Raw genomic sequence first — 15,400 nt, 5'->3', positions numbered from 1 at the left:
CGCAAGGGACGAAAACGATCCAAGCAGGCAGTAACTACAGAGCGTTTCTGTGCAGCTCCAACGTTAATCAATCCGGGTGTCCAGAGGGCCGGCGGCCCTTGGGGTCCCTCCTGCGGAGGGATTTAGGGAGGGAGTCGGCCCCTAGCAGGCAGTCACCTGAAGGCTGACTCTGCTGCTCCCACGTTAATTAGGGACGAAGTCCACCAGGAATCCCGGGTGCGCCAACAGGCAAGTGTGTCCCGCAAGGGACGAAAACGATCCAAGCAGGCAGTAACTACAGAGCGTTTCTGTGCAGCTCCAACGTTAATCAATCCGGGTGTCCAGAGGGCCGGCGGCCCTTGGGGTCCCTCCGCGGAGGGATTTAGGGAGGGCATGCTCCCAATCCGGGTGTCCAGAGGGCCGGCGGCCCTTGGGGTCCCTCCTGCGGAGGGATTTAGGGAGGGCACTACCTCCTCATAACAAACCGGTACAAATCCCGAAAAACATTAGCACGATGAATTGTGGACAGAATAACAAGAGATACGGGACCGGCGATCAAGCCCGCGATGCCGAACAGCTTAAGACCAACGAACATGGCAATAAGCGTGGAAAGCGGATCGAGTCCGACGCTTTTTGCCAGCACTTTGGGCTCGACGGATGAGCGGACCACGAGGATGACGCCATACAGGACCGACAGTCCGATACCCAGGGAAATATCGCCATAGATAAACGTGTAGGCGATCCATGGCACCATGGCTGCCCCAACGCCAAGATAGGGAAGAAGATCGACAATTCCAATCAGCATGCCGATGGTAATGGCATAGTCGACTCTCAGTATAAGCAGGCCAAGGGTAACGACGACAGCAGTAATGGAAATCATAATAAATTGGGCGCGCAGATAGCCGAAGAGGGCACGGATCAGATCGTTCCAAACGACAGAGGTCGTTTTGCGGATGTCATCGGGAATCCAGCCGGACATTTTGCCCACATGACGATACCAGTCTTTTCCGATAAAAAATGCCGCGAGGAGCACGACAACCGTGATTGTCGCCACATTGGGAAGCGACGAAATAAGGTTCACAATACTGTTGAGGATCGTGCTGATAATGGTGGAGCTGGTTTTGGCGAGCAGATTGGCGGTATCGGATATGCGGGAGTTGATGGTCTCCTGATAATTAGGGTTGTTCTGGTAGAAGGCATTCAGCTTTTCGATCAAATCCTGAATTTCCGTTGAGGCCACCACGCGTTCAAATTCATTGCGCCACCATTCGATCGTGCTGTCCAGTGATTTCGATAGATGAATGATTTCCACAACAATGCGCGTAACAAGAGCGGATACGATCGTTACCAGGGCCAGCACCACGATAAAGAGTGACAAGGTGACGCCAATCCAGCGGGGAATTTTCAGTTTACGGTGCATCATATTAACAAGCGGATTAATGGCAAAAGCAAGGAGCCAGCCGATAATGAAAGGGTAAACAAGCGGAGTTACATAAATTATGACAAGGATAAGCAAAACAATTCCAATGACCACAAAAAGTCCGCGGCCAATCCGCCTTCCTAGCGCACGATCCATGGACGTTCCTCCCTTTGTGAATCAAAAAACGTGCGAAGCCGGTTCATTTTCTTACAGGTGAAATTCACGCTCCGTACGGATGGCCCGGCAACCCTTTTGAATATTGTAGCATTGAGATGGAAGGTTTACCAAAAAAACGTAAAAAAATGCCTTCACTTTACGTGTCATTAACAATCCCTTAACATGAACGTAATAGAACTCCCACATAATGGGGTTAACCGTGCTTTTTCTACAGGAGGAGTCTTGCAATGAACAAGTCAATGTCCCCGTATGTCAATCGTGATCTGAGCTGGATTGAGTTTAACCGCCGCGTTCTGGAGGAGGCTCAGGATTCCAACAATCCATTGCTGGAGAGGGCTAAATTTCTCGCTATTATGTCCAGCAATCTGGATGAATTTATGAGTGTTCGCGTGGCTGGGATCCAGGACCAGATCAAGGCCGGCTATACCAAGAAGGATTTTACCGGCTATACGCCCGATGGATTATGGAAACGACTGATGCGGCGTGCCTCGCAGATGGTGACCGATCAATACAAAGCCTATCGCGAGGTCCTCCGGGGACTGAATAAAGAAGGAATTACGTTCCGGACGATGGACGAGCTGAGCGCCATGCAGCTGCATGCCGTGGATGAATATTTTCATGAAATTGTGTTTCCGGTGCTGACGCCAATGGCGGTGGATCAGAGCAGGCCTTTCCCGCTTTTACATACAAGAGAGCTTTATTTGGCCGTATTGCTGGGACAAGAGGAAATGCCGCCCGAGGAAGAGCCATTCTTTGCCATTATCCAGGTTCCTTCCATTTTACAGCGGCTTGTGCCGGTTCCCTGCCGAACGAACAGCAAGAAAAAGGAATTTGTTTTTCTGGAAGAGCTGATTGAAAGGCATATCAGCACGCTGTTCTACGGATACAAAACCATCGCCGTCCATCCATTCCGGTTGACCCGAAATGCGGATTTGACCCTCAATGAAGAAGGGGCGGAAGATTTGCTGGAAGAGATTGAAAAGGAAATACGCCGCCGCCGCTGGGGGCTTCCGGTTCGCCTTGAATTCGGCAAGGGCATGCATCCCTATGCGCTGCAAATGCTGAAAGAGGAGCTTGAGCAGGGCGACAATATCATCGAGATCGATGGTCCGCTTGATTTAAGCTTTTTGATGAAATTCGCAAGCTCGCTTCCCGGCTACGAATCACTGCGGTTTGAGAAGATTGAGCCCCTTTACCCGCAGGAATTTGAAGAAACGGACAATATCTTCTCTGTGCTGCGCCAGGAGGATGTTCTGCTTTACCACCCGTATGAATCGTTTGAAGCGGTGGATGATTTTGTGACGGAAGCCGCGCAGGATCCGGATGTGCTGGCTATCAAGATGACCTTGTACCGGGTGAGCGGGCAATCGATTCTGGTACAAGCTCTGGCCGCGGCCGCTGAAGCAGGCAAGCAGGTAACGGTGGTGGTTGAGCTGAAAGCGCGGTTTGACGAGGAGCGGAATATCGCCTGGGCGCGTCAGCTGGAAAAAGCGGGCTGTCATGTCGTGTATGGTCTTGTCGGCTTGAAAACACATGCCAAGATCACGCTGGTCGTCCGCAGGGAGCAGCAGATGCTGCGGAGATATGTCCATGTGGGAACAGGCAACTATAACGGAAACACTGCAAGATTGTATACCGATATCGGATTATTCACTTCCCATCCGGTAATCGGAGCAGACGCATCGGCGCTTTTCAACGAGGTGACCGGTTATTCTTCGCCATACGAGTGGAAGGCCTTCGGCGTTGCTCCCACAGATCTCAAGCAGAAGCTGTTCAGCCTGATTGAGAGAGAGAAGGGGCATGCCGCTGCCGGCAAGCCTGCCAGAATTATTGCCAAAATGAACAGCTTATCCAATCAGGAAATGATTGATAAACTGTATGAGGCTTCCCAGGCGGGGGTAAAAATAGAATTAATTGTACGGGGCGTGTGCTGCCTTCGTCCAGGTGTGCCGGGTCTGAGCGAGAACATCAGGGTGATCAGCATCGTAGACCGGTTTCTTGAACATTCCCGCATAGTTTATTTCCATAACGGCGGTGAAGAAGAGATTTATTTGTCCAGCGCCGATTGGATGACCCGTAATCTGACGCGCCGGATTGAGCTCATGTGCCCGGTATTTGATGCACGTTTACGCCGGAATCTGTTCAATATTCTACAGCTCAATCTGAACGACAACATGAAGGCCCGTGAGCTGCTGCCAAACGGTTCTTATGCCCGTGTCAACAATGAATTGCCGCCAATGCGCAGCCAATTCAAAGCGATAAATATTAAGAAATGGAAAACCTACCGGTAATCGGGCGGGTAAAGAACGGGATAGCAGCCCCACAGCTTCCTGAAATCAACCGCCAGCGCATCAACTTCCTTGCGTTCGACGATGAGGGAGCCCTCTGCCATAACCGCCCGCAGGTGGAGCTTGCCGTCTGCTTGTTCAATTGCAAGCCGGCCAATAGCCTGGGTTTCGCTGCGGTCCAGCGCAATGGCCAGCTGCAGGAGAGAACCAAGCATGCTGATGATTGCGATATCCTCATCAGAGACCAGCGGTTTATAGACAGCTGCCTGCTGCCGCACGCGGTTACGGCTTTTGTAGGAGGCAATGGCTGCGCAAAGCAGCGTTTCCCGGTGGGATAAGCCATTGATATGAGAATTGACCATCAGATAAAAGGTATGCTTGTTATACTCATAATAGTCGATACTTGCCCCGATTCTGTAAAGAGTAGAGGCTGTATCCAGCCATGAACGGGCCTGCTCCGGGAACGAATGTCTGCTCTGCATAGCATCAAAGAGCTGAAGGACCGTCCGGTTTACCTGCGCCATGTGCTGCCTGGGCGCCTCCGGATGCAAAGCGGCGAGATTGTTCACACTGTAGCTGAGTACATTGTCAAGCTTCGGGCGCTCGGGAAAGCGGGTGGAGAAGAACAATCCATCGCGCAAGCCGGAGCCGCAAACAATATAATGGGAAGCCTCCATGACCTTGTAAAGCGTACGCAAAATGGTGATGCCTGGTACAATTATGTCAACGCGGTCCTTCGACAAGCCCGGTATTTTGTTGCGTTTATCCAGCGGCTGCCCGCGAAGCAGATGGAACAGATCCTCAGTGGATTCATCAGTCATGGAATAGTTGTGAAAGCTCTCGAACGGGTAGCGGGTAACCGCCTGATGCACTTTGCCCAAAGCCCGTACGGTGCCTCCTATGCCGACAAGCGGGAGACCAGGAGAATGTCTGATCCAGGACTCGCTGCGCACTTCCTTCTCGATGAAATGCTCAAGAGCCTGCAGCCTGTCGTCTGGCAGCTGTCCGCCTTGAGTAAAACGCTTGGTCAGGCTGACGCAGCCGAATGGGAAAGAAACTGCCTGCATCAGCGTGCGGTCCTTGAAGAGGGAGACTTCCGTACTGCCGCCTCCGATATCAATGAGAAAACCGTTATTGATATTCATGGAATTGATCATCCCGAGAAAGCCGTAGCTGGCTTCCTGCACGCCAGTGATGACTTCAACGGGCAGACCGGTCTCCGCCTCGAGGCGAAAGAGGATGTGCTCCCGATTGGCCGCATTGCGGATAGCTGCTGTTGCGACCGCGCGGATATGGCCGGTGCGGTGATGCGCGCAAATCAGGCGGAAATGGTTGATCGTATCGACCAGCTCATCCGTAGCATGATCCGGCAGTGCGCCATTCTCATCGATTTGCTCGCTGAGCCGCGCCGACCGCTTGCTGCCGTCAATAACCCGGTGAGCTCCTCCTGCCGTCCGCTCGTATACGACAAGCCGGATGGAATTGGAGCCCAAATCTATGATGCCGATGCGTTGTTCCGTCATAATTGAGCCTCCGGTTTCAAGAATTATGTAGCTGCCGCTATATCTGATGCTTTTGCTTTGAATAGTTGTGCCCGAATCATCTCTATAGTTTAACATTTGCCGGGCTTTACACAAAGGGGTGTTTTCGGGAAATCAAATGTCTATTTTGCCTCAAGAGGCGTGGTCGTTGCATTACGCGGCAAATAAGTATAAAATTTTTTTGATGGCGCTGATAAAGCATTTTTATATCGGTTTATGTTCACTTCCCCGTCAAAATCCGATATGATTAACTTGACGATACGGATATCGAAACCATTTTTTGTTATTTCTGAATCATTAAACCAAGGTTAAAGGAGAGAAAAAAATGACAGCAACCAAAGGCCTAGAGGGGATCGTCGCTACTACGTCATCCATCAGCTCGATTATTGATGGCGTATTGACTTATCGCGGTATAGACATCGATGACCTGGCGGTTAACGCTTCTTTTGAAGAAGTGGCCTATCTGCTATGGTATGGAAAATTGCCGACGAAGCCGGAACTGGACGAGTTGTTAAAGCAGCTCGGAGAATACGCGCCCATCCCGGCAGGTGTGCTAGATCAGCTCAAGCTTTATCCTAAGGAAGCTAATTCAATGGCCAGCTTACGGACGGCGATTTCCAGTCTGGCATTGTATGATGAATCCGCCAATGACATGTCACAAGAAGCGAATATCCATAAAGCGGTTAAACTGCAGGCTCAGCTTCCAACTGTTGTCGCTGCATTTGCCCGTATTCGTGAAGGCAAAGAGCCGGTCGCTCCTAAAACGGGCGTATCGATTGCCCACAATTTCCTATACATGCTCACAGGACAAGAGCCGGACGAGGTAGCGGTTAAGGCGCTCGATCAGGCACTTGTGCTTCACGCCGACCACGAGCTGAATGCATCCACATTTGCCGCCCGTGTTACGGTTGCCACCTTGTCGGACATCTATTCTGGCGTTACTTCCGCTATCGGCGCTTTGAAGGGGCCATTGCACGGAGGAGCGAATGAAGCGGTCATGGTGATGCTGGAAGAAATCGGCACGCCTGCTAATGTAGAGGCCGTGATCAACCAGAAACTCGCCAATAAAGAGAAAATCATGGGATTTGGCCACCGCGTCTACAAGAACGGCGATCCCCGCGCGAAGCATCTGCAAAAAATGTCGCGCGAGCTTGGCAAGCTGACAGGCAATATGGATTTGTATGAAATGTCCATCAAGATTGAAGAGATCGTGACGGGTCAAAAAGGCCTCAAGCCTAACGTTGATTTCTATTCCGCCTCGGTTTACACATCGCTCAAAATCCCTCGGGACCTGTTCACGCCGATCTTCGCGATCAGCCGTGTATCCGGATGGACCGCTCATATTCTTGAGCAGTATGAGAATAACCGTCTTATCCGACCGCGTGCCGAGTACGTCGGTCCGGTTGATCAAAAAGTGACGCCGATTGCACAGCGTCAGTAGAAATCAGCTGCCGGCGGCAATCATAATCCGCTTAAGAGTGACGGGGTGCCAGCGCATGGCCGTATAATAGAGGCCATGCAGCGAGCTCCCGTCGTGTTATGTAAACTTCATATCCAACAAACATTCAGGAGGTAATTTATTCATGCAGCTTAAACAATTCGATCTTCCGACCGAGGGCGCGAAAATTACGATTGACAATGGTGTACTGCAAGTTCCGAACAACCCGATTATCCCTTTCATTGAAGGCGACGGAACAGGCCGAGATATCTGGAAAGCATCCAAGCGCGTACTTGACGCAGCTGTTGAGAAAGCCTATAACGGCGAGAAAAAAATCGCCTGGTACGAAGTATTTGCCGGCGAGAAAGCATTCAATAACTATGGAGAATGGCTGCCGGAAGATACGCTTACGGCTATCCGTGAATATATGGTTGCTATCAAAGGTCCATTGACTACGCCTATCGGCGGCGGTATCCGTTCCCTGAACGTGGCGCTTCGCCAGGAGCTTGATCTGTATGTTTGCCTGCGTCCTGTACGTTATTTTGACGGCGTGCCTTCACCGGTCAAGCGTCCTGAACTGGTTAACATGGTTATTTTCCGTGAGAATACAGAAGATATCTATGCAGGTATCGAATATCAAGAAGGTTCGGCTGAAGTGAAGAAAGTCATTGATTTTCTGCAAAAAGAAATGGGCGTTAACAAAATCCGCTTCCCGGAAACCTCCGGTATCGGCATCAAGCCGGTTTCGGCTGAAGGCTCCAAGCGACTTGCCCGTGCAGCTATCGAGTACGCGCTGAAACACGGCCGTAAAACGCTGACCCTGGTACACAAAGGAAACATCATGAAGTTCACCGAAGGTGCCTTCAAAAACTGGGGTTATGAAGTGGCCGAGCAGGAATACGGCGACAAAACATTCACATGGGGTCAATACGACCGCATTAAAGAAGCAGAAGGCACGGATGCGGCGAACAAAGCACAGAAGGATGCGGAAGCGGCAGGCAAGCTGATCGTGAAAGACGCGATCGCTGATATCGCCCTACAACAAGTACTGACTCGTCCGACTGACTTTGATGTCATTGCTACGCTTAACCTTAACGGCGACTATCTGTCCGATGCGCTTGCTGCACAAGTTGGCGGTATCGGGATCGCACCGGGCGCGAACATCAACTACCTGACTGGACACGCTATCTTCGAAGCGACTCATGGTACGGCTCCAAAATATGCGGACCTTGATGTTGTAAACCCGGGTTCAGTTATTTTGTCCGGCGTTATGATGCTGGAGCATCTTGGCTGGCTGGAAGCGGCTGATATGATCTACAAAGGGTTGGAAACGTCGATTAACAATAAAACTGTTACTTATGACTTTGCCCGTCTGATGGAAGGCGCGACTGAAGTTAAATGCTCGGCGTTTGCTGATGAGATCATTAAGAACCTGGTTTAGATTACCCGGTTAATTTTAAAAATAGTTTGATTGGATAGGCCCCGCATCCAGGGGATGACCCCCTAAATCCCCCTGGAAGGGGGACCCCGAGGGCTTGCCCTCTGGACACCCGTTGAGTAACGTGGGTGCCGGACAGACGCTGGGGTGTTTGAGCGAGGAATGCTTGTGCCATGAACCGCATCGGCCGATGCAGTTCATGGCACGCATTTTTAGTGTTCGTGCGTGGGGTCGCTTGGGGCGACTTAGGTCAAGGGCGATGGATGAAGATCTGAGAAGCAACAGCACAAGGACCAAGTGCGAAAAGGGACCAAGTGCGAAGAGACAAGGACCAAGTGCGAAGAGACAAGGACCAAGTGCGGTAGAGACAAGGACCGAGTGCGGAGAGACAAGGACCGAGAGCGATGGGATAAAGGCGAAGAGCTGAGTAACTATAGCGAAGAAATTTTTTGGGAGGCAATGGATAATGGCGATTAAACGGAAAAAAATTACCGTTGTTGGAGCAGGCTTTACCGGGGCTACGACGGCTTTTATGCTTGCACAGAAAGAACTGGGCGATGTTGTTCTTGTTGACATCCCGCAGCTGGAAAACCCAACCAAAGGAAAAGCGCTTGATATGATGGAGTCCACGCCTGTACAAGGCAGCGACGCCAACATCATCGGTACTTCCGATTATGCCGATACGCAAAATTCCGATGTTGTGATTATCACTGCAGGGATCGCCCGCAAACCGGGCATGAGCCGTGACGATCTGGTCAACACCAATGCCGGCATTGTGAAATCGGTATGCGAGAACATCAAAGCAACCAGCCCGAACGCTTATGTTATTATTCTCTCCAACCCCGTTGATGCCATGACTTATGTGGCTTACAATGCGCTTGGTTTCCCTAAAAACCGCGTAATCGGTCAATCCGGCGTACTGGATACAGCCCGTTACTGCACATTTATCGCCCAAGAGCTGAACGTATCGGTTGAAGACGTCCGCGGCTTCGTGCTTGGCGGCCATGGCGATGACATGGTTCCGCTCGTCCGCTACTCCAATGTGGGCGGCATTCCAATCGAGAAGCTGATTCCGGCTGATCGTATCGAAGCCATTGTACAGCGCACACGCGTTGGGGGCGGCGAAATTGTCAACCTGCTTGGCAACGGCAGCGCTTATTATGCGCCTGCAGCATCGCTGGTCCAAATGACTGAAGCGATTCTGAAGGATAAGAAGCGGATTACGCCAGTAATCGCTTTGCTGGAAGGCGAATATGGCTATGACAACCTGTTCATGGGCGTTCCAGTCGTGCTGGGCGGCGATGGAATCGAGAAGATTTTTGTACTGGATCTGACCGGGGATGAGAAAGCCGCTCTGGAGAAATCCGCCGTTTCGGTTCGCAACGTCATCTCTGTCGTTAACGGTTAATTCCAAAGCCGTTGTACTCATGAAGGACATGAGACCCTGACTGATTGTTGTCAGGGTCTTCATTTTTTTAACCTGATAGCAGGTATTAGTTGTTTTCACTTCTATAAAAGTTTGAGGGAAGAATGACCGTTGCCGCCCAAGAGGCGGCGAGGCCATCTTTTTAGTTGGGAAGGAGGAATCAGGTTGGAGCAAGCACAACGGATGCTTAAAGAGGTATATGGCTTTGACAGCTTTCGCAAAGGACAGCAGGATATAATCGAAGGCTTGCTGGAAGGCAAGGATACGCTGGCGATTCTGCCTACAGGCGGAGGAAAGTCGGTTTGCTATCAACTTCCGGCGATTCTGCTGCCAGGCACAACGATTGTCGTATCGCCGCTGATTTCGCTGATGAAGGATCAGGTCGACGCGCTTGGCCGCCTGGGTGTATCGGCTGCCTACTTGAACAGCTCTTTGGATGCAGCGACTTATCGGGAGGTCGTGAGAAAGACCGCTCAGGGCGTCTACAAGCTGCTCTACGTTGCGCCGGAGCGTCTGGATGGGACAATGTTCGAATCACTAGCCAGCCAGCTGCACATCCCCCTTATAGCCATCGATGAGGCTCACTGCGTTTCGCAGTGGGGACATGATTTCCGGCCGAGCTACCGGCAGCTGGCGGGCTGGATCGGGAGGCTGGAAAATCGGCCGCCGGTTGCGGCTTTTACGGCAACAGCCACTCCCGAGGTGTCAGACGATATCTCGGCCATGCTTGGACTTCGTCGGCCCAATGTGTTTGTGACCGGTTTTGCCCGGACCAATCTGAGCTTGTCGGTTGTAACCGGGACGGACAGACGGAAATTTCTGCGTGATTATGTGGCGCAGCGGCCGGATCAATCGGGCATTATCTACACGGCTACCCGGAAGGAAGCCGAAGAAGTCTGTGCCGACTTGAGCAGGCTGGGCGTATCGGCGGGCAAATATCATGGAGGACTCGGGGATGATGAGCGGGCTGAAGCGCAGGAGAAATTCCGTTTCGACGAAGCACGGGTTATGGTCGCAACCAATGCATTCGGCATGGGCATCGATAAGCCGAATGTCCGTTATGTCGTCCATTGGCAGATGCCAAGCGATGTGGAGTCCTACTATCAGGAGGCGGGCCGCGCGGGGCGCGACGGGGAGGAGAGCGAATGCGTGCTGCTGTTCGAGCCGCAGGACGTTCAGGTCCAGCGCTTCCTGATCGAGCGGAGCACAACCGATCCGGACAGACAGCGGATTCAATTAAACAAGCTGTACACGATGATGCATTACAGCCGTACGGAGAAATGCCTGCTGCAGTTTATCGTCAGCTATTTTGGCGAAGCCGATGTTCCCGAGTGCGGCAAATGCAGCAACTGTCTGGATCAGAGCGAGAAGCTGGACATGACGGAGGATGCGCGGAAGGCCTTGTCCTGCGTGGGCAGGCTGAAAGGCCGGTTCGGCATCGCGCTCGCGGCCAAGGTGCTCAAGGGCTCCCGCGAGAAGCGTATTCTGGAATTCGGTCTGGACCGTCTGTCCACGTATGCGCTGCTGCGCGATTGGGTGGAGAAGGACATTTCCGACTGGCTCTACTGGCTGGTGGCGGAAGGCTATATGCGCATAAGCGAGGGAGAGTTTCCTACGGTATCCCTGACGGCAGAGGCTCTGCCCGTGCTGGAGGGAAAGAAAACCGTGTTCAGGCGGCGCAGCACGGCTGCGAAGCGCAGAACGGCTTCAAGCGTCAGCCAGACGGAGAACACTCCCTTGTTCGAGGCGCTTCGCGATTGGCGCAAGGAGACGGCGGCGCGCGAGCATGTACCGCCTTTTATGCTGTTCTTCGATGCTGCGCTGCGTGAAATTGCCGACAGGCAGCCTGTTACGACCGAGCAGCTGCTCACCGTCAAAGGGGTGGGAGCGGCTAAAGCCGGCAAATACGGCAGCGATGTCATTGCCATTGTCAGAAGCTTTAAGACGGGCAGCAGCCCACAGCAAATGGACTCATTTTCCCCGCTTATGAAGACGGATGAAGAAGAGAGAGGAAATGCAGGACCTGTCGCTTCGACCGGCGGGCGAGGCGGAGCGGCGGCTTTAAAAGTCACGGATGCGGGCCTGAGCAGCCATATGCAATCATTGGCGCTGCTGCGGGAAGGGCGCTCCATTACGGAAATTGCCGCTCTGCGCGATATGGGCAGAATTACGATCGAGAACCATTTGCTGCGCTGCGCCGAGGAAGGTGAAACGATCGATTGGGATGGTTTTATCCCCGCAGAGCATGAAGCGCTCATTGCAGAGACGATTATGCGGCTGGGAGCGGAGAAGCTGAAGCCGATCAAGGAAGCGCTGCCGGATGAAATCGATTATTTTGCCATTAAAGCGGTCATGATGAAGCTCAGTTTGTCGCATGGCGGAAAATAGGCCATTTCTCTTTTGAATTTGGGCGATTCTTCTAGTATACTTGATGGGATTGTATATGAGTGGCAGGAGGAAAAGAAATGTTGAATGTAATGGTTTTTCTGCATGTGATCGGCGCTGCAGGCATGGGTTTTTACATCGTGCTTCCATTCTTGATCGGACGCGCTACGAAGCTCAATGGTGCCGGACAAGCCGGACTTGCGGAAGGTCTGGTGTCTGCGAACCGAATCGCGCAATATTTTCTCGTCTTGCAGCTGTTGACAGGCGGATATTTGATTTCGCAAGGGGATTATGAGGTTGTTTGGATGATTCTGGTTATCGTCTTGTTCCTCGCTATTGCAGCAATTGGCGGAATTGTGACGAAGCCGCTTAAACAGATTGTCGCATCCATCCAGGCAGGGCAAAGCGCAACGTCAAACATTGGCAAAGCGCGTACGCTCAGCATCATCATTTTGCTCGTTTATCTGGTCATTATCTATTTCATGAAATTCCCGATCTATAAAGATATGTAATCCAACACTGGGGGGCGATACGCTTGACCAATGAAGTACCGGATTTATTAACCTTCGGCGAAACAATGGCGCTGTTCATGCCGCAGGAGCATCGCGGTCTTGAAGGAGCCGCAGCGCTTGAGCAGGGCTTCGGCGGTGCCGAAAGCAACGTGGCGATCGGAGCGGCCAGACTGGGCTGCTCGGTCGGCTGGTTTGGCGCATTGGGAGAAGACCCGTTCGGACGTGCAATATTCAAGCAGCTGCGGGGAGAAGGCGTAGACGTTTCCGAGGCCAGGCTGACGCCAGGCGAACAGACCGGATTAATGTTCCGTGAAACGGTCGCAGGGAAGCTCGCGGTTCATTATTACCGGAAACATTCGGCGGCAAGCAAGATGCGGCCCGAGCATCTGAATCTGGATTACATAGCCGGCTGCAAGATCCTCCATGTGACGGGCATTACGCTTGCGATCAGCGAGAGCGCCCGCGAAACGGTGCTTGCGGCGGTTGCCGCAGCGAAGAAGGCGGGAGTGAAGGTGAGCTTTGACCCCAACCTGCGCCTCAAGCTGTGGACGATTGAAGAAGCCCGGCGTGTTGTGCTTCCGCTGGCGGAGCAGGCCGATTATTTTCTGCCTGGCTGGGACGAGCTTAAGCTTCTCTACGAAACGGACAATCTGGATGAAGTGACAGCGAAGCTGAAGCAGCTGAATGCGGTGTGTATCGTCAAGGGCGTGGATGACACGACTATCGTGATCGAAAATGGGGAATCCCAGGTAGTGCCCTTCTACAAAGCGGATAAAGTTGTGGATACCGTCGGGGCGGGAGACGGCTTTTGCTCGGGGTTTCTGACAGGCCTTCTGAAGGGAATGAACCCGGTGGAGGCCGTGCGTCTGGGCAGTATAAGCGGGTCGCTTGTGGTTCAAATGCGCGGCGATTGGGAAGCGCTTCCCGACTGGGCATCCGTCGATCAGCGATTATCGGATAAGGCCTGGGTGGAACGCTGAAATGGCTGACGGTTCAAAAGGACAACGCAGACGAGAACAAATAATGAATGTGCTGAAGCGGCAGGGCCGGATTACCATTCAGGAGGTTGTGGACCGCTTTCACATTTCGGAAGCGACGGCGCGCCGCGACCTGGAGCTGATGGAGAAGGCGGAGCCGGTCATCCGTACGATCGGCGGCGCGATGTACGACGGCATGAATGCTGTGAGAGAGCTCCCTTTTGCCGAGAAGGAGGGGCTGTCGTTTCTGGAGAAGGAACGGATCGCGGCAGCTGCGGCGGAGCTGATTAATGAAGGGGACGTGGTCGGGCTCTCAGGCGGCACGACCAATTATTATCTGGCCAAGCTGCTCAAAACACGCCGGGGGATTACCGTCGTAACGAATACCGTGAATGTGGCGATGGAGCTTGCAGGAAGCGATATCCAGGTGGTTGTAACCGGAGGCCTGATGCGCCACAACAGCTTCGAGCTGTGCGGACCGCTGGGGGAAGGCATGCTGGGACAGCTTAATCTGGGCAAAATGTTCCTCGGAGTAGACGGCGTGTCCTCCACGGGCGGTATCACAACCTATTCCGAGCAGGAAGCCCATATGGCCAAAGCGATGATAAGCCGTTCGCAAGCGACGTATGCGATGTTTGACCATACGAAGATAGGAAGGACCTCGCTGTTCTCGATTGCCCCGCTGTCGGTGCTTCAGGGCTTTATTACCGATATGCCGCTGCCGCAGCAGCTTTCGTCTGTGGCAAATGCCCATGGCATTCAAGTTTTTGTCACCGAGCATCGCGAGGAGCCGGACCAGCAATAATTATTTCTTGCCGGTAAGCAGGATAAGCCTTGCCGCCATGGAATTCATATGTTGAGCATTCACGAAGAAAACCAAAAGGAGTGAATATAATGGCTGAGATGGGATCTGGAACACATGTTTATGAAGTTGCCGAAGGCTGGGCGAAGCTTCCGGAGGGATTTGAATTTGGTTATACCCATGGTATCGTCGTGGACGCCGATGAGAATGTACTGGTCTTCCACACGGGGAACAATCCGGTAATCGTGTTCGATAAGGACGGGAATTTCTTGCGCAGCTGGGGAGAGCAGTTCGTTGGCGGCGCCCACGGGTTTTATCTGCATCAGGAGAGTGATGGCCAATATCTGTACCTGACGGACACTTCCCGCCGGATCGTGGTCAAAACAACGTTGGACGGAAAAGAAATTCTGACCATCGGAACACCTGATTTGCCGGACATATACAATGAGGATCGCAAATTTGTGCCTACTGACGTTGCGGTGGGGCCAAACGGCGATATCTATGTGGTTGACGGATACGGGCAAAGCTGGATCCATCAATACGACAGCAAAGGTCAGTTGATCCGTTCATGGGGCGGAAAAGGAAGCGAGCCCGGACAGGTGGATTGCCCGCATGGCATATCCGTCGATCTGCGCGGCGAGGAACCGGAGCTGTACGTGGCGGACCGCGGCAACAACCGGATTCAAGTGTTCACTCTGGACGGCGAGCACAAGCGTTTTATTACCGATGATATGAAAATGCCATGCAGCTTTTATTATTATGGCGATGAAATTTATTTCCCGGATCTGCAAAGCCGGGTTACCATCTTCGACAAAAATGATCGTTTGATCACCCATTTGGGCGATGATGAGAATGCCTCCAAACGGGAAGGCTGGCCTAATATCGATTTGAATTTATTCGAAGCAGACAAATTCAGCTCGCCTCATGGTGTTTGTGTAGATGCTGAAGGGAACGTTTACGTTGCCGAGTGGACCGTTCATGGACGTGTAACGAAGCTGGTCCGCAAACGCGGTTAAG

General features: G+C 52.5%; 11 protein-coding genes. 9 read left to right on the top strand and 2 right to left on the bottom strand.

Annotation, left to right across the window (positions count from 1 at the left end; translation table 11 throughout):
• Positions 1-445: 445 nt before the first annotated feature.
• Positions 446-1,555: a sporulation integral membrane protein YtvI gene (ytvI, locus tag AC0YOB_RS34120; protein ID WP_475796563.1), complete on the bottom strand. Its 1,110-nt coding sequence runs from the start codon at positions 1,553-1,555 to the stop codon at positions 446-448.
• Positions 1,556-1,803: 248 nt separating this feature from the next.
• On the opposite strand from ytvI, the gene ppk1 reads away from it, so the two are divergent.
• Positions 1,804-3,867, top strand: coding sequence for a polyphosphate kinase 1 (gene ppk1 / locus AC0YOB_RS34115; protein ID WP_475796562.1), 2,064 nt, complete (start codon positions 1,804-1,806; stop codon positions 3,865-3,867).
• On the opposite strand, the gene AC0YOB_RS34110 is transcribed toward ppk1, so the two are convergent.
• Positions 3,858-5,387, bottom strand: coding sequence for a Ppx/GppA phosphatase family protein (locus tag AC0YOB_RS34110; protein WP_475796561.1), 1,530 nt, complete (start codon positions 5,385-5,387; stop codon positions 3,858-3,860). The two genes, ppk1 and AC0YOB_RS34110, sit on opposite strands and share 10 nt — an antisense overlap.
• A gap of 343 nt (positions 5,388-5,730) precedes the next feature.
• On the opposite strand from AC0YOB_RS34110, the gene citZ reads away from it, so the two are divergent.
• From citZ to AC0YOB_RS34070, 8 genes are all read left to right on the top strand, one after another.
• Entirely contained in the window at positions 5,731-6,846 is a 1,116-nt protein-coding gene (gene citZ / locus AC0YOB_RS34105; RefSeq protein ID WP_210046899.1) for a citrate synthase, read from the top strand.
• A gap of 142 nt (positions 6,847-6,988) precedes the next feature.
• Positions 6,989-8,284, top strand: a complete 1,296-nt coding sequence (icd, locus tag AC0YOB_RS34100; RefSeq protein WP_475796560.1) for an NADP-dependent isocitrate dehydrogenase — start codon at positions 6,989-6,991, stop codon at positions 8,282-8,284.
• Positions 8,285-8,747: 463 nt separating this feature from the next.
• The gene (gene mdh / locus AC0YOB_RS34095; protein ID WP_210046901.1) at positions 8,748-9,689 is read left to right on the top strand and encodes a malate dehydrogenase; all 942 of its coding nucleotides are present in this window, start codon (positions 8,748-8,750) and stop codon (positions 9,687-9,689) included.
• A 183-nt stretch (positions 9,690-9,872) separates the two neighbouring features.
• A complete protein-coding gene (gene recQ / locus AC0YOB_RS34090) occupies positions 9,873-12,095 on the top strand; it encodes a DNA helicase RecQ (protein ID WP_475796559.1) in 2,223 nt (740 codons plus the stop codon).
• A 77-nt stretch (positions 12,096-12,172) separates the two neighbouring features.
• Positions 12,173-12,604 (top strand): hypothetical protein, encoded by a 432-nt coding sequence (locus AC0YOB_RS34085; RefSeq protein ID WP_210046903.1) that lies wholly within the window; start codon positions 12,173-12,175, stop codon positions 12,602-12,604.
• A 23-nt stretch (positions 12,605-12,627) separates the two neighbouring features.
• The gene (locus AC0YOB_RS34080) at positions 12,628-13,584 is read left to right on the top strand and encodes a sugar kinase (RefSeq protein ID WP_475796558.1); all 957 of its coding nucleotides are present in this window, start codon (positions 12,628-12,630) and stop codon (positions 13,582-13,584) included.
• A 1-nt stretch (position 13,585) separates the two neighbouring features.
• Positions 13,586-14,386, top strand: a complete 801-nt coding sequence (locus AC0YOB_RS34075; RefSeq protein WP_210046905.1) for a DeoR/GlpR family DNA-binding transcription regulator — start codon at positions 13,586-13,588, stop codon at positions 14,384-14,386.
• A gap of 89 nt (positions 14,387-14,475) precedes the next feature.
• On the top strand, positions 14,476-15,399 hold the full coding sequence (locus AC0YOB_RS34070) for an NHL repeat-containing protein (RefSeq protein ID WP_475796557.1): 924 nt from the start codon (positions 14,476-14,478) through the stop codon (positions 15,397-15,399).
• Position 15,400: the final 1 nt, after the last annotated feature.

The organism is Paenibacillus sp. JT31N17, assembly GCF_056269255.1.
This window is presented reverse-complemented; position numbering and strand designations above follow the sequence as displayed.